The sequence below is a fragment of the Curtobacterium sp. MCSS17_005 genome (assembly GCF_003234225.2).
GTDB classification, from domain to species: domain Bacteria; phylum Actinomycetota; class Actinomycetes; order Actinomycetales; family Microbacteriaceae; genus Curtobacterium; species Curtobacterium flaccumfaciens.
The window spans coordinates 1,142,904-1,167,922 of the sequence record NZ_CP126258.1 but is presented as its reverse complement, the minus strand read 5'-3'; the positions used below and the strand labels follow the sequence as shown (position 1 = coordinate 1,167,922).

Annotated in this window: 18 protein-coding genes; 9 read left to right on the top strand and 9 right to left on the bottom strand. The window is 71.6% G+C overall.

Translation table 11 applies throughout. The annotated features are described in order from the left end of the window. Positions 1 to 64 precede the first annotated feature (64 nt). The gene (locus DEJ20_RS05695; RefSeq protein ID WP_110859229.1) at positions 65 to 337 is read left to right on the top strand and encodes a DUF4031 domain-containing protein; all 273 of its coding nucleotides are present in this window, start codon (positions 65 to 67) and stop codon (positions 335 to 337) included. A gap of 216 nt (positions 338 to 553) precedes the next feature. Here DEJ20_RS05695 and DEJ20_RS05690 read toward each other — a convergent pair whose 3' ends face one another. Continuing rightward, positions 554 to 1,477 (bottom strand): hypothetical protein, encoded by a 924-nt coding sequence (locus DEJ20_RS05690; protein WP_111235291.1) that lies wholly within the window; start codon positions 1,475 to 1,477, stop codon positions 554 to 556. Position 1,478: 1 nt separating this feature from the next. Beyond that, positions 1,479 to 4,505: an Rne/Rng family ribonuclease gene (locus DEJ20_RS05685; RefSeq protein WP_111235292.1), complete on the bottom strand. Its 3,027-nt coding sequence runs from the start codon at positions 4,503 to 4,505 to the stop codon at positions 1,479 to 1,481. 347 nt (positions 4,506 to 4,852) lie between these two features. Between DEJ20_RS05685 and DEJ20_RS05680 the strand changes: the two genes are divergently transcribed. After that, positions 4,853 to 5,455 (top strand): vitamin K epoxide reductase family protein, encoded by a 603-nt coding sequence (locus DEJ20_RS05680; protein WP_258376257.1) that lies wholly within the window; start codon positions 4,853 to 4,855, stop codon positions 5,453 to 5,455. A 31-nt stretch (positions 5,456 to 5,486) separates the two neighbouring features. Further along, positions 5,487 to 6,350, top strand: coding sequence for a DsbA family protein (locus DEJ20_RS05675; RefSeq protein WP_111235293.1), 864 nt, complete (start codon positions 5,487 to 5,489; stop codon positions 6,348 to 6,350). A 67-nt stretch (positions 6,351 to 6,417) separates the two neighbouring features. On the opposite strand, the gene DEJ20_RS05670 is transcribed toward DEJ20_RS05675, so the two are convergent. The 5 genes from DEJ20_RS05670 to ileS are packed head-to-tail and all read right to left on the bottom strand — an operon-like array spanning position 6,418 to position 12,971. Beyond that, on the bottom strand, positions 6,418 to 7,266 hold the full coding sequence (locus DEJ20_RS05670) for a DsbA family protein (RefSeq protein ID WP_111057898.1): 849 nt from the start codon (positions 7,264 to 7,266) through the stop codon (positions 6,418 to 6,420). 14 nt (positions 7,267 to 7,280) lie between these two features. Beyond that, complete coding sequence (ndk, locus tag DEJ20_RS05665; protein WP_111235294.1) at positions 7,281 to 7,700, bottom strand: nucleoside-diphosphate kinase; 420 nt, start codon at positions 7,698 to 7,700, stop codon at positions 7,281 to 7,283. 35 nt (positions 7,701 to 7,735) lie between these two features. Then, complete coding sequence (locus DEJ20_RS05660) at positions 7,736 to 8,152, bottom strand: DUF4233 domain-containing protein (protein WP_111234005.1); 417 nt, start codon at positions 8,150 to 8,152, stop codon at positions 7,736 to 7,738. Continuing rightward, positions 8,149 to 9,717 carry a bifunctional folylpolyglutamate synthase/dihydrofolate synthase gene (locus DEJ20_RS05655; protein ID WP_181431541.1) on the bottom strand — a complete coding sequence of 523 codons (1,569 nt, stop codon included), beginning with the start codon at positions 9,715 to 9,717 and terminating at the stop codon, positions 8,149 to 8,151. The genes DEJ20_RS05660 and DEJ20_RS05655 overlap by 4 nt, the downstream gene beginning before the upstream one ends. After that, on the bottom strand, positions 9,714 to 12,971 hold the full coding sequence (gene ileS, locus DEJ20_RS05650; RefSeq protein WP_111235295.1) for an isoleucine--tRNA ligase: 3,258 nt from the start codon (positions 12,969 to 12,971) through the stop codon (positions 9,714 to 9,716). The genes DEJ20_RS05655 and ileS overlap by 4 nt, the downstream gene beginning before the upstream one ends. Before the next feature lie 244 nt (positions 12,972 to 13,215). On the opposite strand from ileS, the gene DEJ20_RS05645 reads away from it, so the two are divergent. After that, a complete protein-coding gene (locus DEJ20_RS05645) occupies positions 13,216 to 14,238 on the top strand; it encodes a cation diffusion facilitator family transporter (protein WP_111235296.1) in 1,023 nt (340 codons plus the stop codon). Positions 14,239 to 14,487: 249 nt separating this feature from the next. On the opposite strand, the gene DEJ20_RS05640 is transcribed toward DEJ20_RS05645, so the two are convergent. Beyond that, positions 14,488 to 15,087: an acyl-CoA-like ligand-binding transcription factor gene (locus DEJ20_RS05640; RefSeq protein ID WP_111235297.1), complete on the bottom strand. Its 600-nt coding sequence runs from the start codon at positions 15,085 to 15,087 to the stop codon at positions 14,488 to 14,490. A 32-nt stretch (positions 15,088 to 15,119) separates the two neighbouring features. Between DEJ20_RS05640 and DEJ20_RS05635 the strand changes: the two genes are divergently transcribed. From DEJ20_RS05635 to DEJ20_RS05620, 4 genes are read left to right on the top strand one after another with little or no spacing between them, the layout of a single operon-like run. Further along, positions 15,120 to 16,739 carry an ABC transporter substrate-binding protein gene (locus DEJ20_RS05635; protein WP_111235298.1) on the top strand — a complete coding sequence of 540 codons (1,620 nt, stop codon included), beginning with the start codon at positions 15,120 to 15,122 and terminating at the stop codon, positions 16,737 to 16,739. Positions 16,740 to 16,744: 5 nt separating this feature from the next. After that, positions 16,745 to 17,740, top strand: a complete 996-nt coding sequence (locus DEJ20_RS05630; protein WP_111235299.1) for an ABC transporter permease — start codon at positions 16,745 to 16,747, stop codon at positions 17,738 to 17,740. Continuing rightward, positions 17,737 to 18,636: an ABC transporter permease gene (locus tag DEJ20_RS05625; RefSeq protein WP_111224125.1), complete on the top strand. Its 900-nt coding sequence runs from the start codon at positions 17,737 to 17,739 to the stop codon at positions 18,634 to 18,636. The genes DEJ20_RS05630 and DEJ20_RS05625 overlap by 4 nt, the downstream gene beginning before the upstream one ends. Continuing rightward, positions 18,633 to 20,369, top strand: a complete 1,737-nt coding sequence (locus DEJ20_RS05620; RefSeq protein ID WP_111235300.1) for an ATP-binding cassette domain-containing protein — start codon at positions 18,633 to 18,635, stop codon at positions 20,367 to 20,369. The genes DEJ20_RS05625 and DEJ20_RS05620 overlap by 4 nt, the downstream gene beginning before the upstream one ends. 150 nt (positions 20,370 to 20,519) lie before the next feature. On the opposite strand, the gene proP is transcribed toward DEJ20_RS05620, so the two are convergent. Continuing rightward, positions 20,520 to 22,082: a glycine betaine/L-proline transporter ProP gene (proP, locus tag DEJ20_RS05615; RefSeq protein WP_246552629.1), complete on the bottom strand. Its 1,563-nt coding sequence runs from the start codon at positions 22,080 to 22,082 to the stop codon at positions 20,520 to 20,522. 287 nt (positions 22,083 to 22,369) lie between these two features. Here proP and valS point away from each other — a divergent pair, with 287 nt between their 5' ends. After that, positions 22,370 to 24,964 carry a valine--tRNA ligase gene (gene valS / locus DEJ20_RS05610; protein ID WP_258377158.1) on the top strand — a complete coding sequence of 865 codons (2,595 nt, stop codon included), beginning with the start codon at positions 22,370 to 22,372 and terminating at the stop codon, positions 24,962 to 24,964. Positions 24,965 to 25,019: the final 55 nt, after the last annotated feature.

Below are 25,019 nucleotides of genomic sequence, written 5' to 3'. Positions count from 1 at the left end.
CAGGGACCGAGAATACTCGATCACCCTGGGTCCGGTCAAACGGCGACACCCGTACGATTGCACGGTGACCGTGTTGATCGACCCACCGACGTGGCCCGCCCACGACACACTGTGGTCGCACCTCGTCAGTGATGAATCCTACGCGGAACTCCACGCGTTCGCTGCGCGGGCCGGTGTGCCGCGCCGTGCGTTCGACCACGACCACTACGACGTCCCGCTCGCGCGGTACGACGAACTGGTGGCCGCTGGCGCCTCGGCCGTGACCGGTCGCGAGCTCGTGCTGCGGTTGATCCGCAGTGGGCTGCGCGTGGCGCAGCGGGACAAGCGCGGTCTCTGACAGCGCGTCCGGACGGCCGGGAGGCCCGGTGCGTGTCCGCCCCGCCCGGCGCCGCACACGGTGCGCCGCCGGCTCGCAGGGCCGCGCGAACGGTGCGAGGTTCCGTGTTCGGTGCGACGCGGAGACGGGCGCACCGAACACGGAACCTCGCACGGCTCGAAGGGGGCGGCGTTGACGCGGCGGGGCGTCGCACCGTGCGAGGGGCCGCGAGCACGCTCAGCGGGGCGCTGGACCGCCCCAGGGGTTCGCCGGGGGCTGCTGCTGGTCTGGGCGTGGCCCGGCGCCGTACTGCCCGCCGTACTGGCCGTGGGGGTCGGGCTGCACGCGCCCCTGCCCGTACGGTGCCGGCTGCTGCTGCTGCTGCGGTGCCTGCGGCTGGATCGTCGACGGCGGGACCGCGTCGGCGGGTCGGACGGTGCCCGGCCTGCCCGGGGTCGTCGACGTGCCTCGTCCGCGGCGCGGCCGACCGAGCCAGAGCCAAGCCGCCGTGGCGGTCGCCAGGAGCATCACGGTGAACGGCAGGCCGTTCTGCAGCGGTCGCGTGAGCACGTCGATGACGAGCTGGGAACCGCCGGCGGTGGCCGCTCCGAACGAGCCGGTGAAGACCCCGACGAGCATCAGGGCGACCGTGCCCGCGGCGCCGGCGAGGACGACCCGGAGCAGGAGCCTCGGCAGCGGGCTGCGGCGGTCGATCGGCGTCAGGAACGCCAGGGCCAGGAACGCGCCCACGTAGTACGGGAACGGAGCCACGAAGACCCCGGTCGTGAAGCTCCCGAGCAGGCTCGTGCCGGCGCCGTAGTGCCGGAACGGACTGACCACGAGCGAGGTGCCGAGCAGCCCGAAGAGCCCGGACACGAACTCGACGAGCACCAGGGCCACCACGGCGATGAGCGCACCGGCGGTGTTCGTCACCGAGGCGCCGGGCGCGAAGGCCCGACGGGGGTCGGCCGGGGCACGAGGCGGCCGCGGCGGAGCGTACGGCGCACCGGCCCCGGGCTGACGGCCGTACTGCGGCACACCGCCCTGCTGCGGCGGCACCGGGCCGCCGGGCTGCTGGGCACCCGGGCCAGGCGGTGCGGGCTGGGACCAGCCCGCACCGTAGTACCCACGCTGCTGCTGCGGGTCGCCCGGGTTCGTCACGTCAGTTCCCCAGGATCACTGCGCCGTCGGAGCCGTCGGCGTCGGCGGTCGACTCCTCCGTCGGCGTGGCGGGAGCGCTGATGCTCGGCGACGAGACCCGGCGGGAGCGCGAGCGCCCCTGTCCGGGCTGCTTCGGCTCCGGGAGCGCCTGGAGCACCGAGTCGAGCAGGGACTCGGCGTCCGGGGCGACCGCGCGGGGCTCGCGCTTGGGCGCCGCGGCGATCGGGATGTCCAGGATCGCCACGGTGTTGTCGGTCGGCGTCACGGTGGCGCTCGAACTCACGCGACGGCGGGCCGGGGCCTTCGCCTTCGGTGCGGCTGCGGGCTCGGTGACGGCCGGAGCAGCACCCTTCGGCGCGCGCGCCTCGGGCTCGACGATCACGGCCGGCTCGGCGGTGGCCGACGACTCCGGTGCGTCCGACTGCTCGGCGGCCGGTGCCTGCGGTGCATCGGTGGCCGGAGCGTCGGCAACGGCCTGCTGGTCTCCGCTCTGCTGCTCTGCCCCGCGGCCGCCACGGCCGCGGCGGCGACGCTTCGAACCGGTCGGCTGGTCGCCACCCGTGCTGTCCGTGCCGGTCGACGCATCGGCCGACGACGGTGCCGTCGCCTCCGTCGCGGTCACGGCAGCGGCTGCCGCCTCTTGTTCGTCGTGCGACAGGGTCGAGGCGGCGATCCGCGACAGCGCGTTCTTCACGTCGTCGGTGATCTGGTGCGCCTGGCTGGACGCCCCGTTCGACGACCCCGACGAACCGGAGTTGCCGTTGCCGTTGCCGCCGTTGCCGGACCGGCCGTTCTCGTTGCCGTTCCCGCCGCGACCCTTGCGACGGCCCTTGCTCGGGCCCGGGTCGGCGTTGTTGTCGTTGATCTTGGCGTTGACCTCGTCGAGGGACTCGCGCAGACCGACACCGATCTTCTTGCGGGTCATCTGCACGAGGCCGAGCGAGGTGATCTCGGCGACCTGGTGCTTCGTGCGGTCCCGGCTCAGGCACTCGACCAGACGGCGGAGCACGAGGTCGCGGTTCTCCTCGAGCACCATGTCGATGAAGTCGACGACGATGATGCCGCCGATGTCCCGCAGGCGGAGCTGCCGGACGATCTCCTCGGCGGCCTCGAGGTTGTTCTTCGTGACCGTCTCCTCGAGGTTGCCGCCGGAGCCGACGAACTTGCCCGTGTTGACGTCGACGACCGTCATGGCCTCGGTGCGGTCGATGACGAGCGAACCACCGGAGGGCAGCCAGACCTTGCGGTCGAGCGCCTTGTCGATCTGCTCGTTGAGGCGGAACTCCTCGAAGGAGTCGGGGCCCTCGTACCGGACGACGCGGTCCTTGAGGTCCGGGGCGACGGCCGACAGGTACTCGTCGATGGTCCCGCCGGCGGCCTCGCCGTCGATGATCAGCTTCGTGAAGTCCTCGTTGAAGACATCGCGGACGATCTTGATGAGCAGGTCGGGCTCGGAGTGCAGCATCACCGGGGCGTGGCCACCGGCGACCTTCTTCTGGATGGCCTCCCACTGGCTGGTCAGGCGCTGCACGTCGCGGGTGAGCTGCTCCTCGGTCGCACCCTCGGCAGCGGTGCGCACGATGACGCCCGCGTGCTCCGGCAGGACCTCCTTCAGGATCTTCTTCAGTCGGGCACGCTCGGTGTCCGGCAGCTTGCGCGAGATCCCGTTCATCGAGCCGTTCGGCACGTAGACCAGGTAGCGACCCGGCAGCGAGATCTGACTGGTGAGGCGGGCACCCTTGTGGCCGACCGGGTCCTTCGTGACCTGCACGAGGACCTTGTCGCCCGGCTTGAGTGCCGCTTCGATGCGGCGACCGTGGTTACCGGTCTCGACGGAGTTCCAGTCGACCTCACCGGCGTAGAGCACGGCGTTCCGGCCACGACCGATGTCGACGAACGCCGCCTCCATCGAGGGCAGGACGTTCTGCACCTTGCCGAGGTAGACGTTGCCGATGAGCGACACGTTCTCGGACTTGGTGATGTAGTGCTCGGCGAGGATGCCGTCCTCGAGCACGCCGATCTCGATCGTCGACGAGCTGGAGCGGACGATCATCTGGCGGTCGACGCTCTCGCGGCGGGCGAGGAACTCGTCCTCGCTGACCACCTGGCGGCGACGTCCGGCGTCGCGGCCGTCACGACGGCGCTGCTTCTTCGCCTCGAGACGGGTGGAGCCCTTGATGCGCTGCGGCTCGGTGATGAGCTCCGGCTCGCGGCGGCGCGGCTCCTGGTGGTCGCGCGGCTCGCGGGCCTCGCGGTCGGCGCTCGAACCACGGCGACGCGAGCGACGGCGCGAGCCGCCCTGGTCGTCGCGGTCGTCACGGTCGCGGTCGAAGCGGTCCTCGCGGTCGTAGCGGTCGTCCTCGTCACGGTCGCGGTCGCGGTCACGATCGCGGTCGCGCTCGAACCGGGGCGCGCGCTGCGGTAGCTCCGGCAGCACCGGCGCGTGGAAGATCAGGCTGAGCGTGCTCGTGGCCTTCGGCACGAACGGCTCGTCGGCGGGTGCGGCGTCGTCGCTCGCCTCGGCCGTCGGTGCGGCGTCGGCCGGACGGGAGGCGCGGTCCGCGTCCGCCCCGTCGGTCGCGGTGCCCGACTGGTCGCCCGTCACGACCGGCAGGTCACCGGTCAGCGTGCTCACGTCGTGCGGCTCGGCACCGCTGTCGGCGACGGCCTCGACCGCGACGGAGACCGCCCCGGTGTCGGTCGGCTCCACGGGCGACACCGGCGAGGCCGGGGAGTCGGGCGAGTCCGGCGAATCGGGAGAGTCCGGCGAACCGGCCGACGCGACGCTGGCCGCGGGACGGGCGTCAGCGCCGCCCGTCAGCGCGAGGGTGTCGTCGGCGTGGGGTGCTTGCTCGGCGCCACTCCCCACGAGCTCGGCCGCCACGTCGCTTCGCGACGCGTCGGAACCGGCTCGCGTGGGCCCAGCCTCCTGGCCGGACGACCGGGCGCGGCGACCGCCGAACAGGCGGCTCCGGCGCTTCGGCGCGTTCTCGTCGTTGGTCGTGTTGTCGTTGTTCTGCTCCACCATGGACTGGTGCACTCCTCGGCCCCACTCGCACCCTTTCGGGTGGCGGGAATTCTGTGTCGTGGCGGGCGGCGTCGACGCCCCCGCGCTCGCTGTCTCGTGATCGGTCCGCGTCAACTTCTCGTTGCGTCCGCGCCCGTTCCGGTCCGGGCACCCGGCCCGGTCCGGCTCGGCGTCGGAGTGACGCTGCCCGACCACAGTGCGCTCTCACCGCACCGGATCGTCCGGGTTCGGCCCGGTGGGGCGTCACTCGGAAAGCTCTCTTCGGTGTGCGGTTGGCCGCACGACCTCCAGGCATTATCGCATGCCGCACCCGGAAAGCACCGGAACCCGCATGCGATGATGACCGCGTGACCGCGTCTGCACCTGCCCCCCGTCGTCCGATCGCGATGGCGGTCTTCCTGCTCGTCACCGGGATCGTCGGCCTGTTCGGCTCGTTCCGGCTCGTCCTCGACGAGTTCACGAAGTACCAGAACCCCAAGGCCGTCCTGAGCTGTGACGTGAACCCGTTCATCAACTGCTCCGACGTGATGGCCAGCTGGCAGGGGCACCTGTTCGGGTTCCCGAACCCGCTGCTCGGCGTCATGGGGTTCGTCGCCCCGATCGCCGTCGCCGTGCTGCTGCTCGCCGGGTTCCGGAACGGTTCGCGCTGGTTCTGGATCGCGTTCAACGCCGGGGTCTTCCTGGCGTGGGTGTTCGTGACCTGGCTGTTCACGCAGACCGTCTTCGTCATCGGCGCGCTGTGCCCGTGGTGCATGCTCGTCTGGTCGATGACGATCCCGATGTTCTGGGTGTTCACGATCTGGAACGCCGCCCAGGGGCGCTTCGGCGCCGGAGCGCAGCGTGTCGGGCGGTCGCTCCTGCCCTTCAGCTGGGCGTTCGCGCTGGCGAACTACCTGGTCATCATCGTCACGATCATCATCAAGTTCCCCGCGGTCCTCACCAGCTTCTGAGCCGCCCTCGCTGCCCCTACGCTCGGGATCGATGAGCGAGAACGAGAGCAGCAGGGCGCGCCGGGACGCCGCACGTGAACGCGCACGAGCGACCCGGGCGGCGGAGCAGTCGCGCCGACGCCGCCGCCGCACACTCGGCATCAGCGGGATCATCGTCGGCGGCCTCGCGGTCGTCGCGGTGGTCGTCCTGGTGATCGCAAACTCCGTGCAGCCCGCCGGGCCGGGTCCGCGGAACGCGGCGAGCGACGGCGTCCTGCTCACCGGGGTGCACGGCAGGATCGTGCCCGTCGAGACGCGGGCGGTGCCCGACGGTGGGACCCCGACGCCGACCGAGCAGGACCGCACCACGACCGCGATCACGATCTACGCGGACTACATGTGCCCGTACTGCAACCAGTTCGAGACGGCCCAGATGCCCCGGATCCGACAGTGGGTCGAGGACGGCACCGCGACCCTCGAGCTGCATCCGCTCGGGCTGCTCGACCGCGTGTCGCTCGGATCGCGGTACTCCACCCGGTCGGCTGCGGCTGCCGCCTGCGTGGCGGACCACGACCCGGACGCGTTCCTGGCGTTCAACAGCGCGCTCTACGAACACCAGCCCTCGGAGAGCACGCGCGGGCTCACGAACGACGAGCTGGCGTCCCTCGCGCGCGAAGCCGGCGCGACGGATCCGGCCGTGGCACCGTGCATCACTCGGCAGGACTTCGCCGGGTGGGTCGCCGACGCCACGAACCGGGCGATGAACGACCCGGTGCCGAACTCGTCGCTCGACGGGATCACGAGCACGCCGACGATCATCGTCGACGGCGAGCAGTACAACGCCGACGGCGCGGCGTCCCTCGCCGACGTCGACGCGTTCGCGGCCTTCGTCCGGGAGCACGGCAGGGCGTCCTAGCCCCCCCTCACGACGAACGGCCCCCGCTCCGGGATGGGAGCGAGGGCCGTCGGTCGTTCGGGGAGTGCTACTTCGCCGCGGCGTCGATCGCGGTGATGACGGTGCTCAGGTCGTCCAGGCGCTTGCCGTCGACGACGATCGTCGGCGTGCCGAAGCCCTGCGTGCCCGCGAGCGCCTCGTTCGTGGTGACGGCCTGCGTCGACTTCGTCACCCAGCCCTTGAACTGCTCGGACGACAGGCACTCGGACAGGTCCGAACCGGTCGCGCCGCCCGCCTTGACGAGCTTCGCGATCTCCGAGTTGGTCAGGCCCTTGGTGCCCTCGGCCGGCTGGTTCTCGAAGAACTGCGTCTGCACGTCGAGGAACTTGTCCGGCGCGTAGTTCGCCACGCACATGGCGGCGTTCGCGGCACGGCTGGCGTAGCGGGAGCCCGCGTAGCTGCGGTCGAGGATCGACACCGGCTGGATCGCCAGGGTCGCGTCGCCCGACTTCACCTTGTCGAGGATCTGGTCGGAGTATGCCGCCTCGAACTGCTTGCAGACCGGGCAGGCCCAGTCGACGTACTCGGTGACCGTCACGGCACCGTCGCTGTTCGCCGTCGGGACCGGCGAGGCCGAGCCCGTCGCGGAGACGGCCGGCGTGGTCACCGGGGTGACCTTGCCGTCCTGGCCGGTGAACTGGATCGCGCCGGTGGCCATGTTCTTCGGCCCCGCTGCGGACACCACGGGCGCGTTGTTCACGTTCACCACGACGATCGCGATGATCGCGGCGATCGCCACGATGCCCAGGCCGATGCCGCCCTGCAGGAACCACTTGTTGCGGCGCTTGCGGCGCTTCTCGGCGTCGGCTCGCTGGCGTGCGACCTCTCGGGCGTGCTGACGCCGCTCGTTCTTGGTGGGTCGGTCGTTGTTCGTCACGTCGTCCCCGCCGCTCAGGCGAACCAGAGCGCGAGCTCGCGCGCGGCCGACTCGAGGCTGTCCGAACCGTGGACCAGGTTCTGCTGCACCTTGAGGCCCCAGTCGCGGCCCAGGTCACCACGGATGGTGCCGGGCGCGGCGGAGGTCGGGTCGGTGGTGCCGGCGAGCGAGCGGAAGCCCGCGATCGCACCGTTGCCGGCGACGCGCACGGCGACGACGGGACCGGACTGCATGAACTCGACGAGCGGCTCGAAGAACGGCTTGCCCTGGTGCTCCTCGTAGTGCGCGTCGAGCAGGTCACGCGGCGCGGTGAGCATCTTCAGGTCGACGAGCTCGTAGCCCTTCGCCTCGATCCGGCGGAGGATCTCACCGGTCAGCTGGCGGGCGACGCCGTCGGGCTTGACGAGGACGAGGGTCTCTTCGAAGTCGGACACGCAGTACTCCCTGTGTTCGGGGTCGAATGTGGTGGTCAGTCCTCGCCCATGGCCGCTCGGCGCGCGGCGTTCTGACGGTCCAGTTGACCGCCCTTGACGAAGCAGAAGACCCACAGCGCCAGGAACACCACGGCGACCGCGAACATGAACGGTTCGATGAACCCGGTGGCGAGGATGGCCGCCTGCAGCAGCCACCCGAACCATACACCGGCCCGGTTGCCCGTCAGACGTGAGGCAGCTGCGAGGACGATGATCGCGCCGATGCCGCCACCGAAGGCCGCGGCGGGCGGCAGCGTGCCCTTGCCGAAGACGACGAGCATGGGGAAGAAGAACATGATCGCCTCGAGCACCAGCGTGATCGAGAGCAGGCTCTCCTGCGCCCCGCGTTCGCGGCGCGGCTTCCGGGTGCGCGGTGCGCGGCCCGGCCGGGAGGCCCCTGGTGCGTCCGTCACTTCGCCTCGCCTTCGCGGTGCACGAGGTCCATGACCGCGCCCACCATCACGATGGAGCCCGCGACGAGCACGAGGGCGTCCTCGGCGTCCGCCTCGTCGGCCAGACTGCGCGCTTCCTGCAGTGCGGATGCCAGGGACGGCTCGACGACGACGCGGTCCTCGCCGACCTCGTCGACGACGACACGGGCGAACTCGTCCGCGTCGAGCGCACGCTCCCCCGGCGGCTGCGTCACGACGAACGTGGCGACGGTGTCCTTGAGCGCGCGGACGAACCCGCGGGCGTCCTTGTCGCCGAGGATCCCGACGACGCCGACGACGTGCTCGGAGGGGAACGCCACCGGCAGCGCCTCGGCCAGGGCCTTCGCACCGTGCGGGTTGTGCGCGGCGTCGACGACGACGGTCGGGTCGGTCGCGATGGGCTGCAGGCGACCGGGGCTGGTCGTGCCGGCGATGCCCTCGGACAGGACGTCCTCGTCGAGGGCCTGGGCCCCGCGGCCGAGGAACGACTCGACCGCCGCGATCGCCACGGCGGCGTTCTCGGCCTGGTGCCGACCGAACAGCGGCAGGAACAGGTCGTCGTAGCGGCCGGCGATGCCCTGCACGGTGATGAGCTGTCCGCCCACGGCCGGGGTGACGTCGACGACGCTGAACCCTCCCTGCAAGCTCGGACTGCCCGCCGCTCCGCGACGGTCAGTGACCGGCTCGAAGGGGCCCATGCCCTCGACGGCCAGGGTGGACTCGGTGAGCTCGGCGGCGCGCTCGAGTTCGGCGAGGGCCTCGGGGACCTGCCGGCTCGACACCACGGCGGACGACGGCTTGACGATGCCCGACTTGGTGCGGGCGATCTCGGCCACGGTGGCGCCGAGCTGCTTCGCGTGGTCGATGGCGATCGGCGTGAACACCGAGACCTGGCTCTGCACGACGTTGGTGGAGTCCCACTCGCCGCCCATCCCGACCTCGATCACGGCGACGTCCACCGGCGCCTCGGCGAAGCACGCCAGGGCGAGCACGGTGAGCGCCTCGAAGAAGGTCAGCGGGAGTTCGCCCTTGTCGGCGAGCTCACGGTCGGTGATCTCGAGCACCGGGGCGATGTCGTCCCAGTTCTCGACGAACCGGTCCGCCGCGATGGGCTGGCCGTCGACCACGATGCGTTCCCGGATCGACACCAGGTGCGGGCTCGTCATCAGACCGGTGCGCAGACCGTGGGCCCGGACGATGCTCTCGATGGTGCGCGCGGTCGACGTCTTGCCGTTCGTGCCCGTCACGTGGATCACCGGGTACGCCAGGTGCGGGTCGCCGAGCAGCTCGACGGCGCGGCGGGTGGCGGTCAGTCGACGCTCGGGGGCCTGTTCGCCGATGCGGGCGTACAGGGCGGCCTCGACGCGCCGGACCTCGTCGTCGTCGCCGCCGTAGGGCACGGCGTCGGTCGGAGCGTCACCGGAGGGGCCGACCGGGATCCGGATGCCGTCCTCGTCGCGCCCATCAACACCGTGACCGTCGAGCTCGTCGTGTCCGACGAACTCCTCGTTCACCTCGTGGTCGTCGTACTGGTCGTGGTCACTCATGCGCGTGCTACCTCCACGGATACCTTCGCACCGTCACCGACGTCGGTGGTGGTGTCGTCCGCCCCGAGGGGCTCGATCTCGACGCTCGTCGCCAGGGTCTCCCCCGCGATGAGCTCCTGGTGCGTGCGGACCGCGCCGTCGGCCGTGTCGTCCACCCGCAGGGTCAGGGCGATGCGGTCGCTGACGTCGAGGTCGGCGTCGCGGCGGGCCTGCTGGACGGCGCGGACGACGTCGCGGGCCAGCCCTTCGGCCTCGAGCTCGGGCGTGGTCACGGTGTCGAGCACCACGAAACCGCCCTCGTCGAGGAACGCCACGGCCACCGAGGCGTCGGCCACGGTGAGGTCGAGCGAGTACTCGCCCTCGATCAGGTCGACGCCACCGACGGTCACGCCGGAGTCGGTCGCGGTCCAGTCGCCCTTCTTGGCGGCCGGGATCACCTGCTGCACCTGCTTGCCGATGCGGGGCCCGGCGACGCGGGCGTTCACGGTGAGCTTCCGCTCGATGCCGTACTGCGCCAGCGACTCTTCCGCCTGGGCCTCGAGCACCACGCGCTTGACGTTGAGCTCGTCGCGCAGGATGTCGGCGAACGGTTCGACCGCGGCCGGGTCCGGCACCACCAGGGTCAGCGTGGCGAGGGGCAGGCGGACGCGCTTGGCGGTGGCCTTGCGGAGCGCCAGACCCTTCGAGGCGACGTCGCGCACGCGGTCCATCGCGTCGACGAGGGCGTCGTCGGCGGGGAACTCGTCGGGGTCCGGGAAGTCCGTCAGGTGAACGCTGCGTCCGCCGGTCAGGCCCTTCCAGATCTCCTCGGTGACGAGCGGCGCGAGCGGGGCCGCCACACGGGTCAGGGTCTCCAGCACGGTGTACAGCGTGTCGAACGCCGCACGGGTCTCGGCCCCGGCGTCCGCGTCGGCCCCGGTCCAGAACTTGTCACGCGAGCGGCGGACGTACCAGTTCGTCAGCACGTCGGCGAAGTCGCGGACGGCCTGGGCCGCGAGCGGGGTGTCGAGCGCGTCGAGGTGCGTCCGGACGTCGGTGACGAGGACCCGGGTCTTCGCGAGCAGGTACCGGTCGAGCACATCGGTCGAGTCGGTCCGGCGCTGGGCCCGGTAGCCGTCGGGACCCGAGGCGTTCGCGTACAGGGTGAAGAAGTAGTACGTCGACCACAGCGGCAGCATGAACTCGCGGACGCCCTGGCGGATGCCCTCTTCGGTGACGACGAGGTTGCCGCCGCGGATCACCGACGAGGACATCAGGAACCAGCGCATGGCGTCGGCGCCGTCGCGGTCGAAGACCTCGGAGACGTCCGGGTAGTTCCGGAGCGACTTCGACATCTTCTGGCCGTCCGAGCCGAGGACGATGCCGTGGCTGATGACGTTCTGGAACGCCGGCCGGTCGAACAGCGCGGTGGAGAGCACGTGCATGACGTAGAACCAACCGCGCGTCTGCCCGATGTACTCGACGATGAAGTCGGCCGGGCTGTGCGACTCGAACCACGCAGCGTTCTCGAACGGGTAGTGCACCTGGGCGTACGGCATCGACCCGGAGTCGAACCACACGTCGAACACGTCGGTGATCCGGCGCATCGTCGAGTTGCCCGTGGGGTCGTCGGGGTTCGGCCGCGTCAGGTCGTCGATGAACGGCCGGTGCAGGTCCACTTCGCCCTCGGCGTTCACCGGCAGTCGACCGAAGTCGCGCTCGATGTCGGCGAGCGAGCCGTACACGTCGGTGCGCGGGTACTCGGGGTCGTCGGACTGCCACACCGGGATCGGCGTGCCGAAGTAGCGGTTGCGCGAGACCGACCAGTCGATGGCGTTGCCCACCCACTTGCCGAACTGGCCGTCCTTGACGTTGTCCGGCACCCAGTTGATGTCCTGGTTGAGCTGGCCCATGCGGTCACGGAGCTCGGTGACGCGGACGAACCACGACGAGACGGCCTTGTAGATGAGGGGCTTCCGGCACCGCCAGCAGTGCGGGTAGCTGTGCTCGTAGGACGCCTGGCGGAGCAGTCGCCCGGCGTCGCGGACGGCCTTGGTCAGTGGCTTGTTCGCGTCCGACCAGAGCATGCCGGCGACCTCGCCGAACTGCGACGTGAAGACGCCGCCCTCGTCGAGGGACAGCACCACGGGGATGCCGGCGGCAGCGCAGACCTCTTGGTCGTCGGCACCGTAGGCCGGGGCCTGGTGCACGATGCCGGTGCCCTCACCGGTCTCGACGTACTCGGCGACCAGCACACGCCACGCGTTCTCGTAGCCTTCCTGGTCGGCCAGGTGGTCGAACAGACGCTCGTACTCGACGCCGTCGAGCTCGGCGCCCGACAGCGTGCGCGCGACGGCGGCGAGCGCCTCGTCACCCGAGGCGTAGCCGAGCTCCTTCGCGTGCGCGGCCACGGTGTCGGACGCGAGGAGGTACGAGGCGGAACCGGCGTCGCCACCGTCAGCGGCGCCTCCAGGCCCTGCCGGGACGACCGCGTACGCGATCTCCGGACCGACCGCGAGGGCGGCGTTCGTCGGGAGGGTCCAGGGGGTCGTCGTCCAGGCGAGTGCCCGCACACCGGTCAGGTCGAGCGCGGAAGCGCGGTCGCCGTGCAGCGGGAAGGAGACGGTGACGGACTGGTCCTGGCGCATCTTGTAGACGTCGTCGTCCATGCGGAGCTCGTGGTTGGACAGCGGCGTCTGGTCGTTCCAGCAGTACGGCAGGACCCGGAAGCCCTCGTAGGCGAGGCCCTTGTCCCAGAGCTGCTTCCACGCCCAGAGCACGCTCTCCATGAAGGTGACGTCGAGGGTCTTGTAGTCGTCCTCGAAGTCGACCCAGCGCGCCTGGCGGGTGACGTACTCCTGCCACTCGTCGGTGTACTGCAGCACGGACTTCTTGGCGGCGGCGTTGAAGACGTCGATGCCCATGGCGTCGATCTCGTGCTTCTCGGTGATGCCGAGCTGGCGCATCGCCTCGAGCTCGGCGGGCAGGCCGTGGGTGTCCCAGCCGAAGCGGCGGTGCACCTGCTTGCCGCGCATGGTCTGGTAGCGCGGGAAGACGTCCTTGGCGTAGCCGGTCAGCAGGTGCCCGTAGTGCGGCAGGCCGTTGGCGAAGGGCGGGCCGTCGTAGAAGGTCCACTCCGGGCAGCCCTGTCGCGCGTCGATGGACGCCTGGAACGTGTCGTCGCGCTTCCAGAAGGCGAGGATGCCCCGCTCGACGGCGGGGAAGCTCGGCGAGGGGACGACGCCATCGGCATCGGCGTTCAACGGGTACGGCACCGGGACTCCTTGTGGGTTCGCTCGATCTCCACGAGGACGGAAACAGGTTCCGCGGTACCACCTCGTTTGCCGCCCAACGTGCGCTGTGCGACCACTCTGTGTCGGGGGTGGTGACGGTCCCGAACCCGCCCGGTTCTACTGACGGAGCCGCTGGTGCGCTCCGCGTTCTTCCGGAAGCTCCCCGGTGATGGCCGGATCGACGCTCTTGGAACACGACTTTACCGGACGGGAGCATGCTTGAGTGATGCCCGCAGAAGAACGCCCCGAGTCACTCGTCACCGTCCTGATCGCGTTCGGGGCGAACCTGCTCGTCGCGATCGCGAAGACCGTCGCCTCGCTCGTCTCGGGTTCGGCCTCGATGGTGGCCGAGGCGGCGCACTCCTGGGCGGACACCGGCAACGAGGTCTTCCTGCTCGTCGCGGAACGACGGGGCGGCAAGAAGCGGGACACCGCGCACCCGCTCGGGTACGGACGCGAGACGTACATCTGGTCGATGTTCGCCGCGTTCGGCCTGTTCACGGCCGGTGCGATCGTGTCGATCTACCACGGCATCTCGGAGTTCGGGGACACCGGGCCGGCCGAGGACGTCGTCCTCAACTACGTCGTGCTCGGGGTCGCGTTCCTGCTCGAGGGCACGAGCTTCCTGCAGGCGTACCGGCAGGCGCACGGTGCCGCGACCAAGCGCAAGGTACCGGTGCTGCGGCACGTGCTGCAGTCGTCGAACCCGACGCTCCGTGCGGTGTTCGCCGAGGACGCGGCGGCGCTGATCGGCCTGGTCGTGGCGTTCCTCGGGGTGTTCCTGCACCAGGTCACCGGGCTGGCGGTCTTCGACGCACTCGGCTCCATCGCGATCGGCGTGCTGCTCGGGGTCGTCGCGATCGTCCTGATCGACCGCAACCGCCGGTTCCTGCTCGGCGAGAGCACGTCCCCCGAGCTCGAGAACGCCGTGCTCGTCGAGCTGCTGGGCCGGTCGCAGGTCGAGCGGGTCACCTACCTGCACCTGGAGTTCGTGGGGCCGTCGCGGGTGTACCTCGTCGCGGCCGTCGACCTGACGGGCAACGAGACCGAGGAGCACGTGGCGGTCCGGTTGCGCGACGTGGAGAAGTCGCTCGAGGACAGCCCGTACATCGAGGAGGCCGTCCTCACCCTGAGCTACCCGGGCGACGAGTCGCTGGTGCCGACCGACGGCGACGTGCCCGAGGTCGTGCGGGACGGCACGGCTTCGGATGTGGCATCCGGTGGGGCGGGGACCCTGCGCACGGAGTGAGCGCTCGCCGTGTCGTTGCCGCGTGGCTTGTCTGAGACACGCCGTCGTGTTCCGAAGACGCCGCCAGGTTGCCAACACACCGCCGAATGTGGCGGCGTCTCGCGAGCTGCGCGGCGTCTTGCAAGGACGCCGGCGTGTTCTGTGAGCGACCGACCGGCGGACGGGAGGCGCGGTGCCAGACCGCCACGAGCCTCCAGACCCACCGTCGGTCACGACCACCTCCCCGGGCACGACCGCAGGACGACGGCGTCAGCGGGCGTCGAGGCCCGCGACCACCGGGGTGAGCGCCGCCGCGACGTACTCGACGAGCGCACGGCGGCCGACCCCGTCGGTGACCCACACCCCGAACGCCGCGGCGGCGGCCCCGAGCATCGCGCCGGACACCGTCTGCGGCCAGAGCGAGCGCGGCTGCTCCCCCGTGCGGCCCGCGACGAAGGCGGCGACGGCCTCGTGCTGCGCCGTCACCCGGACCGCGACGCCCGCCACCAGCTCGGGCCCGATGCCCATCACCTCGGCCTGCGCGACGGCCCACGGCACCCGCTCGGGGTCGTGGGCACGGGCTGCCGCGAGGAGCGCCTGTTCGACGGCCCGGACGACGCTCGGCTCGGTCGAGGCGGCGAGGTATCCGGGCAGCCGGGCGACGGCGGCGTCGAGTTCGAGCCACATCACGTCGGCCTTCGCCGGGAAGTAGTTGAAGAACGTCGCGCGGCTGACCCCGGCGCGGGCGGCGATCTGGTCGACCGTGGTGCGTCCGTACCCCTGCTCGAGGAAGAGCTCGGCGGCGGCGTCCGCGAGCACCTCGGCGCTCGAGCGTCGGGGTCGGCCACCGCGGCGGATCGGTTCGTCCATGGGCCCCAGTAAACCGCTAGACTCGGTCAGCCATGATCTTGGACTCAGTACAGAAAACCCTCGCCGCCGTCGCGGGCGCCTCGGCGGTCCTGCTCGTCCTGGCTGCCTGCAGCGGACCGGGCCCGAGCACCGGGAGCAGCACCCCGGTCGCGGGCGGCACGCTCACCTACGCCTCCGGCGACGCCGAACCGACCTGCCTCGACCCGCACGTCGGCGGCAACTACCCGCAGGCACTCCTGGCGACGCAGTACATCGAGGAGCTCGTCGGGCTCGAGGACGGCAAGCCCACGCCGGAGCTCGCGACGAAGTGGACCACGAGCGACGACGGGATGACCCTGACGTTCACCCTGCGCGACGACGTCTCCTTCACCGACGGCACCCCGTTCGACGCCGCCGCGGTCGTCGCGAACATCGAGCACGTGCAGGACCCGGCCACCGCCTCGAGCACCGGCTACCTGGCGCTGCAGTCCATCACGAAGGCGACCGCCACCGACGAGCACACCGTCACGCTGACGCTGAGCCGGCCGGACAGCGCGCTGCTCGAGTCCTTCTCGCAGCCCTGGGTGGGCATGGAGTCCCCGAAGGCACTCGAACGGAAGCAGGCGACGAACTGCGAGTCCCCCGTCGGCACCGGCCCCTTCGAGGTCACCGGCTGGAAGCACGGCGACCGCGTCACCCTGACGAAGAACACCGACTACTGGGGGAAGACGAAGCCGCGCCTGTCCGGCATCACGTGGCGGTTCCTGCCGGACTCGACCTCGCGCTACGCCGCGCTGCAGTCCGGTCAGGTCGACGTGATCGACAACGCCCAGCCCGACCAGCTCAAGGCCGCGTCGGCGAAGGGCGCCATCCGCGACCTCGACGCCCCGCGCCCCGGCGCCTCGAACCGGCTCGAGCTGAACTCCGGGCACGGGGTGTTCCGCGACGAAGCGGTGCGCCAGGCCTTCATCGCCGGCGCCGAGATCGACCCCGGCCTGCAGTCGTTGTTCCTCGGCACTGCGAAGCGCTCGTACTCGGTGCTCTCGAGCGCTGAGCCGCTCGCGTACTCCGAGAAGAGCCGGTTCGACTACTCGCCGTCCAGGGCGAAGCAGCTCCTCGACGACGCCGGGTGGAAGGTCGGGTCGGACGGCATCCGCGAGAAGGACGGTCAGCAGCTCACCGTGACGTTCCCCGTCTCGACGAACCAGTCGGTGCCGGCCGAGCGCAGCCTGTTCCAGCAGATCCAGGCGTCCGAGAAAGCCGTCGGGTTCAAGGTCGTCCTCGACGAACTCGATCTGTCCAGCTGGTACGCCGCCCTCGCCGCGAACGAGTACGACGTCGTCAGCGCCCCGTACACGAAGGTCGGCCCCGACGTCCTGCGCATCCTGTACGACAGCGCGAGCATCGAACCGGCACCGTCCGGCTACTTCGCGAACCTCGCCCAGCTCGACGACCCCGCCGTCGACCGGCTGCTCGAGCAGGCCGCCGGCACCTCGGACGCCGACGAGCGCGCCGACCTGTACGAGCAGGCCCAGAAAGCGATCCTGGCGAGCGACACCGTGCTCCCCCTGTACGACCAGCAGAACCACTTCCTGGTGCGCTCGGCCGTGCACGGCATCCGGACGACCCCGGTCTCGACGCCCTGGTTCGGCACCGCCTGGATCGACCGCTGACACGGATGCGGTGGGTCTGGTGGGCCCTCCGGCGGTTCGCCGGGGGCATCGGCGTGCTCTGGGCCGTCGCGACGATCGTCTTCGTCGCGATCCGGCTCATTCCCGGTGACCCGGCGCTCGCGATCCTCGGCGGACCGGGCTCGCAGGCCTCGGCCGAGGCCGTCGCCCAGGTCCGCCACGAGTACGGCCTCGACCAGCCGGTCCTGGTGCAGTACGCGGTGTTCCTCGGACGTTTGGCGACCGGCCAGCTCGGGGACTCGTACGCCTTCCGCACCCCGGTCGCGACGCTCCTCGCCCAGCAGCTGCCCGTCACGCTGACGCTCGCGGTCGCCGGCCTCGTCGTCGCCTGGGTGCTGGCGATCGTCGCCGCGTGGGCCTCGACGCAGCGCGGCCGGATCGCCGCCGGGCTCACCAGCGCCCTGAGCGTCACCGCGAGCGTGATGCCGCACTTCTGGCTCGGCAGCGTGCTCATCGTGGTGTTCGCCACGTCCCTGGGGTGGGTGCCGGCGGTCAGTGACGGCACCGCGCGCGGCTGGGTGCTCCCGGTGCTGACCGTGGCCGTGCCGGTCGCCGGGTACCTGGCCGAGACCGTGCGCGACGGCGTGGTCGACGCGCAGCGCTCCGCCTTCGCACTCGCCGCCCGGGGCCGGGGCGAGACCCGCCTCGGGCTGTTCGGACGGCACCTGCTCCGGCACGCCGCCCTGCCCGGGATCGCGCTGTCCGCGTGGGCCTTCGGGTCGCTCGTCTCCGGAGCCGTGGTCGTGGAGTCCGTGTTCGCCCTGCCCGGCATCGGCCGTGCCCTGGTCACCGCCGTCACCCAGCGGGACATGCCGCTCGTCGCCGGCATCGCGATGGTGTCGGCGGCCGCGTACGTCGTCGTGCTGGCCGTGGCCGACCTGGTCGAGCGTGCCGTCGACCCGCGCAGCACCGCACGGAACGCGGCCGCCCGCCCCGGTGATGCGCGACGTCGTGGGCCCGGCCGTCCGGCGGGCGCGCGGTGAGCGGGATCGCCGACCCGGGCCTCCAGACCGGAGCGCCCGGCCACCAGACCGCTGCCGGCACCGAGCGTGTCCGTGGGGGGACGCTCGGCGCCGGCGGCATCGCCGCGGGGGTGGTCGTCCTGGTCGCCGTCGTGGCGGCGGCCTGGCCCGCCCTGCTCGGCGGCGGGGACCCGCTCGCGGTGCACCCCGCAGATGCCCTGGCCGCGCCGAGCGGCGCGCACCCGTTCGGCACCGACGAGTCCGGCCGCGACGTCCTGGCGCGCGTGGTCGCGGGGACCCGGGCATCGCTCGTCGTCGGCGTCGCCGCGACCCTGATCGGCGGCGGCGTCGGCGTCCTGCTCGGCGTCGTCGCCGGGCTCGGTGCCGGCGCCGGAAGACTCGGACGCCTGCTCGACGCCGTCATCGGCCGCGTCACCGAGGTCGCGTTCGCCCTGCCGCTGCTGCTCGTCGCGCTCGTCGTCATCGCCGTGACCGGTCCGGGTCCGGTGCCGGCGGTGCTCGCGGTCGGGTTCGCGACCGCTCCCGGCTACGCCCGGATCGTGCGCGGCCTGGTCCGGGCCGCCCGGAGTTCGCAGGTGGTCGAGACGGCGGTGCTGCTCGGCCGCTCCCCCGCCCGCACCGTGGTCCGGCACGTGCTGCCGACGGCGCTGTGGCCCGTCGTCGCCGTCGCCACGCTCGGGGTCGGGCAGGCGGTCGTGTGGGCCTCGGCGCTGAGCTACCTCGGCGTCGGCACGCCCCCGCCCGCGCCGGAGTGGGGCGCGATGCTCGCCGACGGTCGCACCTACCTGCAGACCGCGCCCTGGATGAGCACCTTCCCCGGACTCGCGATCGTGGTGCTCGCGACCGCCGTCACCGTGCTCGGCCGGGCGATCCGACGGACCGGGGCCGCGCGGTGAGCGCCGTCCTCGACGTCCGCGGGCTCACCGTCGCCATCGGCGGCACCCCGATCGTGCACGGTGTCGACCTGCGCGTCGACGCCGGCGAGTGCGTCGCCCTGGTCGGGGCGTCCGGCTCCGGCAAGACCGTCACCGCCCGCGCCGTGCTCGGCCTGTCCGCGCCCGGCGCCGCCGTGCACGCCGACGTGTTCGCGGTCGACGGCGTCGACGTCGGCGGGTACACGGACCGGCGGTGGCGCCGGCTGCGGGGGTCGCGGGTCGGCTACGTCGGCCAGGAGGCCCTGGGCGCGTTGGACCCGCTGCGCCCCGTCGGGCGCGAGGTCGCCGACAGCCTCCGCCTGCACACCGGGATGCGTGCGGCCGAGCGCGTGGACGCCGTGCGCGGCGCCCTGGCCGCGGTGGGCCTCGACCCGGACGTCGCGACCGACGGCCGGCTCGCCGGAACACTGTCGGGCGGGATGCGACAGCGGGCCCTCATCGCCGCGGCCACCGTCGGGTCCCCCGCGCTGCTGGTCGCCGACGAACCGACGACGGCGCTCGACGCCGGGGTCGCCGTCACCGTGATGCAACAGCTGCGGGCGGCGCAGACACGGGGTGCCGGACTGCTCGTCATCACGCACGACCTGGGGCTCGTCGCGGGGTGGGCCGACCGGGTCGCCGTCGTGCACGAGGGCCGGATCGTCGAGCAGGGTGCGGTCGCCGAGGTCTTCGCGGCGCCGCAGCACCCCGCGACCCGGGCACTGGTGCGCGCGGCCGGTGCTGCCGCGGCTGCGCCCGCGCCGGCGCACGGTGCCGATCTTGCCGATCGGTGCGAGGTCGATGGCTCCGTGCAGCCCTCTGACGATGCACCGAGCGGCCAACCTCGCACCGACCGCACGACTCCGCACCGTGCGCCGATCGGCAGCCGCGGCACCGAGCGGGCAACTTCGCACGGTGCGAGGGGGGTGCTCGCGGCGCATGGGCTCTCACGCGGCTACGGCGGGGTGCTCGCGGTGGACGACGTGTCGTTCGCGCTCGAGCGCGGCCGGGTGCTCGGGGTGATCGGCGCCTCGGGCTCGGGCAAGACGACGCTCGCGCGGATGCTCCTCGGGCTCGAGACGCCCGACGCCGGCACGGTCACGCTCGACGACGAACCCTGGGTCCCGCTGCCCGAACGCGAGCGACGCCCCCGACGGCACCGGCTCGCGGCCGTCGTGCAGGACCCCGGCGCGACGTTCGACGAACGGTGGAACGTCGAGCGGGTCCTCGCCGACGCGTTCTCGCGCGGTGACGAACGGCGGGCACGCGGTGCGCTCGGCGAACGGGTCGACGCGGCACTGCGGCAGGTCGACCTCGACCCCGTGCTGCGCTCCCGCTCCCCCCGCACCCTGTCCGGCGGGCAACGCCAGCGGCTCGCGATCGCCCGTGCGCTGGCGACCGACCCCGAGGTGATCGTGCTCGACGAGCCGGTGACCGCCCTCGACGCCACGGTGCAGGACGCCGTGCTGCGGCTGCTCGAACGACTCCGCGACGAGACCGGCGTGGCGATGGTGTTCGTGTCGCACGACCTCCGGGCGGTGGGGCGGATGGCGGACGACGTCCTCGTGGTGCACCGCGGCGCGGTCGTCGAGCACGGCCCCGCCGCCGAGGTCTTCGCGCGCCCGGCGCACCCCGTGACCGCGCGGCTGCTGCACGCCGCGGAGCGGCTGGCAGCGGGCCCCGCCGCCGACGCGACGGCCGACCTCACGGGCTGAGCGACAGTCCATGCGCGCTCGTGCCCGTGGACTGTCGCTGGGCGCGTGCCGTCACCGACGGACCTGGAACGGCCAGGAGGCCCGGTGCGCGTTCCGTGACGGAACGTGCACTGGGCCTCCTGGCCGGGTTGCCGCGGGGCGGCCCCGTGGTCAGGAACCGGAGGGTTCCTTCTGGGCGTCGGCCGAGATGATCGGGATCTCGCTCGTCGAGAAGTCCTTCGCCCAGTCGGACTGCGCGAGCTCCGACGTCGGGTCGTTGTAGTCCTCGATGACGCCGGCGATCTCGTCCTCGGAGCCGACCGTCGGGCCCGAGCCCATGAGCGGGCTCGCGGCGGTCTCCTTGGTGAAGTACACCGCGACCAGGCCGATCACGGCGGCGAGCATCAGGTAGAACGCGGGGATGTCCTCGGCCCAGCCGTACCCGGCGTCCTTCGCGGCGTTGATGAGCGCGGCGGTCGCGAGCGGGGTGGTGCCGCCGAAGAGCGACACCGACACGTTGAACGCGATCGCCAGGGCGCCGTAACGGATGATCGTCGGGAACAGCGCGGGCAGCGTCGACGGCATGGTCGAGGTGAACGTGACCAGCACGACGCCGAGGATCAGCAGGCCGGCGAAGACGCCGACACCGGTGCCGGTCTGGACCAGCTTGAGGGCCGGCCAGGACAGCAGGATGAAGCCGATGCAGCCGGCGGCGAGCACCGGACGACGCCCGAACTTGTCGGACAGTCGACCGCCGAACGTGATGACGACCATCATGAGCAGCATCACGATGACGATGAGGATCAGGCCGAACGTGGCGTTCTGGCCGAGGTTCTGCTCGAGGTAGGTCGGCATGTACGACAGCAGCATGTAGTCGGTCACGTTGAAGACCAGGACCAGGCCGATGCAGATGATGAGCGAGCGCCAGTTCTCGGCGAAGAGCTTGAGGAACGGGGTCTTCTGGCCCTCGCGCTCGGCGGCCTGCTCCTGCTGCTTCTGGAACGCCGGGGTCTCCTCGAGCTTGAGGCGCAGGTAGAGGCCGATCAGGCCGAGGGGGCCCGCGATGATGAACGGGATGCGCCAGCCCCAGCTGAGCAGGGCGTCCTCGGAGAGGCCGAACTGCAGGCCGGTGACGATCGAGGCGCCGAGCACGTAGCCGGCGAGGGTGCCGAACTCGAGCCACGAGCCCATGAAGCCGCGGCGCTTGTCGGGCGAGTACTCGGCGATGAAGGTCGCGGCGCCGCCGTACTCACCACCGGTCGAGAAGCCCTGCACGAAGCGGGCGACGAGCAGCAGGACCGGGGCCCAGAAGCCGATGGTGTCGTACGACGGGATCAGGCCGATCATGAGCGTGCCTGCGGCCATCAGGATCATCGTCAGCGCGAGGACCTTCTGGCGGCCGATCTTGTCGCCGATCGGGCCGAACACGGCACCGCCGATGGGGCGCACGATGAACGCGGCGGCGAAGAAGCCGAACGTGGCGACGATGTTCGCGGCCGGGTCGCCCTGCGGCAGGAACACCTGCGAGATGGTGACCGTCAGGTACGCGAAGATGCCGAAGTCGAACCACTCCATGGCGTTGCCGAGCGCGGCAGCCGCGACGGCACGCTTGAGCAGCGACTCCTCGACGACGGTGACGTCGTCCTTCGTCAGATCGCGACGAGCGCGCTTCGCGGCGCCCTTCGTGCGCAACGGCCGATCGCCGTGCGGGTGGGGTGCGTTGTTCGGTGCCAAGTCGTTCCTCCGGGGTGCGGTGCTTCCTTCGGGCGTCCGGCGGACGGCGACGTTGCAGCTCCTGCGAACCCTGCGCTCGCCGGACAAACCCAGGAAGACTAGCAGGCTCCGGGCGTGTCCGACAGTTCGGTGTGCTAGGCGCCGATCGGCGATGGCCGTGAGCGGCCGGTCGTCCGCCTGCGCGCCCGCGCGCGGCCGCTACGATTGGGGCACCGCGCGTCAGGCGCGGAACACTCAGGCACCTCATCACGGACTCGGTGCCGCACACACGTACGGAAGGCACACCCATGACCAAGCCCATGCCCGAGAAGCCGAGCGTCGACGGACTGGAGCAGGTCTGGGGGCCGGTCTGGGAACAGGACGGCACCTACCGCTTCGACCGCGACGCCGCCGGTCACCGCGACGCCGTCTGGTCGATCGACACCCCGCCGCCCACCGCCTCCGGCTCGCTGCACATCGGGCACGTGTTCTCGTACACGCACACCGACCTCAAGGCCCGGTTCGAGCGCATGCGCGGCAAGCACGTCTTCTACCCGATGGGCTGGGACGACAACGGTCTGCCCACCGAGCGCCGTGTGCAGAACTACTACGGCGTCCGCTGCGACCCGACGCTGCCGTACGACCCCGAGTTCACGCCGCCGTTCGAGGGCGGGGACGGCAAGTCCTCGAAGGCCGCCGACCAGCTGCCCGTGTCGCGCCGCAACTTCATCGAGCTGTGCGAGCGCCTGACCGTGCAGGACGAGCAGCAGTTCGAGGAGCTCTTCCGCACGCTCGGCCTGTCGGTCGACTGGACCCAGTCGTACCGCACCATCGACGACACCTCGCGGGCGAGCGCCCAGCGCGCGTTCCTGCGCAACCTCGAGCGCGGCGAGGCCTACCAGGCCGACGCCCCGACCCTGTGGGACGTCACGTTCCGCACCGCGGTCGCGCAGGCCGAGCTCGAGGACAAGGAGATGCCCGGCGCGTACCACGGCATCGCCTTCCACCGCACCGACGGCGGCGACGACGTCGTCATCCAGACCACCCGCCCCGAGCTCCTGCCCGCCTGCGTCGCCCTGGTCGCCCACCCGGACGACGAGCGGTTCCAGGACCTCTTCGGCACCACGGTCCGCTCCCCCCTGTTCGACGTCGAGGTCCCGGTGCTCGCACACCACCTGGCGCAGAAGGACAAGGGCGCCGGCATCGCGATGGTCTGCACCTTCGGTGACACCACCGACGTCGTGTGGTGGCGCGAGCTGCAGCTGCCGAACCGCGCGATCATCGGCTTCGACGGACGCGTGCGTTCCGACGAGCCCGCCTGGATCGAGTCGGTGACGGGCCAGGAGCTCTACGCCGAGATGGCCGGCAAGACCGTGTTCTCGGCCAAGAAGGTCGTCGTCGACGCCCTGACCGAGTCCGGCGAGCTGATCGGTGACGTCAAGACCATCCAGCACCCGGTGAAGTTCTTCGAGAAGGGCGACAAGCCCCTCGAGATCGTGTCGACCCGCCAGTGGTACATCGTCAACGGTGCCCGCGACGAGCAGCTGAAGAGCACGCTCCGCCAGCGCGGCGAGGAGATCGCGTTCCACCCGGACTTCATGCGGGTCCGCTACGACAACTGGGTCGGTGGCCTGTCCGGCGACTGGCTCATCTCGCGCCAGCGCTTCTTCGGCGTGCCGCTGCCCGTCTGGTACCCGCTCGACGCCGACGGCAACCCGGTGTTCGACCAGCCGATCGTGCCGACCGAGGCGCAGCTGCCCGTCGACCCGGCCTCCGAGCCCGCCCCCGGCTTCACCGAGGACCAGCGCGGCGTGCCCGGCGGGTTCCAGGGCGAGCTCGACGTCATGGACACCTGGGCCACCTCGTCGCTCACCCCGCAGCTCGCGGGCAAGTGGGAGACCGACCCGGCGCTCTACGACCTGGTGTACCCGTACGACGTCCGCCCGCAGGCGCAGGACATCATCCGCACGTGGCTGTTCACGACCGTGCTCCGCAGCCAGCTCGAGGCCGACGTGGTGCCGTGGAAGCACGCCTCCATCTCCGGCTTCATCGTCGACCCCGACCGCAAGAAGATGTCGAAGTCGAAGGGCAACGTCGTCACGCCGCTGTCCATCCTCGAGCAGCACGGCGCCGACGCGGTCCGCTACTGGGCGGCCTCGTCCAAGCTCGGCACGGACGCGGCGTTCGACCCGCAGAACCCGAAGCAGATCAAGGTCGGCCGTCGTCTGGCGATCAAGGTGCTCAACGCGGCGAAGTTCGTCTACGGCTTCCCGCTGCCCGAGGGCGCCACGAGCGTCACCGAGGCGCTCGACGTCGACATGCTCGCCGAGCTCGGTGCGGTCGTCGAGCAGGCCACCGCGGCGTTCGACGGGTTCGACCACGCCCGTGCCCTCGAGATCACCGAGCGCTTCTTCTGGACGTTCTGCGACGACTACCTCGAGCTCGTGAAGGAGCGCGCCTACGGCACCGCGTCCGACGCGACGCACGAGACGCAGGCGAGCGCGGTCCTGGCGCTGCGCGGCGCGATCGACGTGCTGCTCCGACTGCTGGCACCGTTCCTCCCGTACGCGACGGAAGAGGTGTGGGCCTGGACCCACGACACCAGCGTGCACCGGGCCTCCTGGCCGACCGCTGCCGACCTGCCGACCGACGCGGCCCCCACCGGGCTGCTCGCGGCCGTCGGGCAGGCGCTCATCGGGATCCGCGGGGCGAAGACGGCGGCGAAGGCCTCGCAGAAGACGCCCGTGACGCGTGCGGTCGTCGCGGCACCCGCCGAGACGCGGGTGCTCATCGAGCGCGCGGCGGTCGACCTGGCGGCCGTCGGCCGCATCGAGAACCTGTCGTTCGTCGACGGCGACGAGCTCGCCGTCACCGAGATCGAGCTCGCGGAGCAGCAGGCGTAACGTCGCCTGTCCGGGCCGGGTCGCCTTGGTGACCCGGCCCGTCAACCACCGGACT

Excerpts from the sequence above, each read along its gene's own strand:
- valS (WP_258377158.1), top strand. The coding sequence starts at position 22,370 with ATGACCAAGCCCATGCCCGAGAAGCCGAGCGTCGACGGACTGGAGCAG.
- DEJ20_RS05685 (WP_111235292.1), bottom strand. The coding sequence starts at position 4,505 with ATGGTGGAGCAGAACAACGACAACACGACCAACGACGAGAACGCGCCG.
- DEJ20_RS05675 (WP_111235293.1), top strand. The coding sequence starts at position 5,487 with ATGAGCGAGAACGAGAGCAGCAGGGCGCGCCGGGACGCCGCACGTGAA.
- DEJ20_RS05630 (WP_111235299.1), top strand. The coding sequence starts at position 16,745 with ATGCGGTGGGTCTGGTGGGCCCTCCGGCGGTTCGCCGGGGGCATCGGC.
- DEJ20_RS05640 (WP_111235297.1), bottom strand. The coding sequence starts at position 15,087 with ATGGACGAACCGATCCGCCGCGGTGGCCGACCCCGACGCTCGAGCGCC.
- DEJ20_RS05635 (WP_111235298.1), top strand. The coding sequence starts at position 15,120 with ATGATCTTGGACTCAGTACAGAAAACCCTCGCCGCCGTCGCGGGCGCC.
- DEJ20_RS05645 (WP_111235296.1), top strand. The coding sequence starts at position 13,216 with ATGCCCGCAGAAGAACGCCCCGAGTCACTCGTCACCGTCCTGATCGCG.
- DEJ20_RS05655 (WP_181431541.1), bottom strand. The coding sequence starts at position 9,717 with ATGAGTGACCACGACCAGTACGACGACCACGAGGTGAACGAGGAGTTC.